The following is a 520-nucleotide window of genomic DNA, read 5'->3' as shown; positions in this document are numbered from 1 at the left end:
ACCAGCGCCTCGCGCTCGGCCTGCCAGTAGGCCAGCGGCACCAGCAGCTTGCCGGCCGCCAGCGCGTCCACCGCGGGCAGGGCGCCGTCCTCGGCGGCCCGCACCACTTGCCATGCGTCGTCGATCACGGCGCGGCTCTTGATAATCGAAGCCATCTGCTAATTCCTCGTTGCTTAGGCGTGGGCCGGCTGGCGGGCCGCGTAGACGCGTTCCTTGAACGGCGCGAGACCGATACGCTGGTAGGTATCGATGAAGCGCTCGCCGTCGATGCGCGATTCCACGAAGGTGTCGACCAGCGTGCTGATCACGTCCGGCACTTCATGCGCCGAGAACGATGGGCCGATCACGCGGCCCAGCTTCAGGCCATCCGCGCCGGTGCCCTGCTCGCCGCCCAGCGAGATCTGGTACCACTCGGCGCCGTCCTTGTCGACGCCGAGGATGCCGATGTTGCCGACGTGATGATGACCGCACGAGTTCATGCAACCGGAAATATTCGGCGACAGGTCGCCGAGGTCGTACA

2 pseudogenes are annotated in these 520 nt (G+C 66.5%); both read right to left on the bottom strand.

Going from position 1 to position 520, the window contains the following annotated elements:
• Nucleotides 1–155: pseudogene (locus tag FQ746_RS28580) on the bottom strand (oxidoreductase); the annotation flags it as partial.
• An 18-nt stretch (nt 156–173) separates the two neighbouring features.
• Nucleotides 174–520 (bottom strand): annotated as a pseudogene (locus FQ746_RS28575) (nitrite/sulfite reductase); the annotation flags it as partial.

It is taken from the genome of Paraburkholderia sp. BCC1886, assembly GCF_900996245.1.
In the GTDB taxonomy this organism is placed as follows: domain Bacteria; phylum Pseudomonadota; class Gammaproteobacteria; order Burkholderiales; family Burkholderiaceae; genus Paraburkholderia.
Note: the sequence above shows the minus strand (reverse complement) of the source record. Positions and strands in the feature narration are given on the sequence as shown.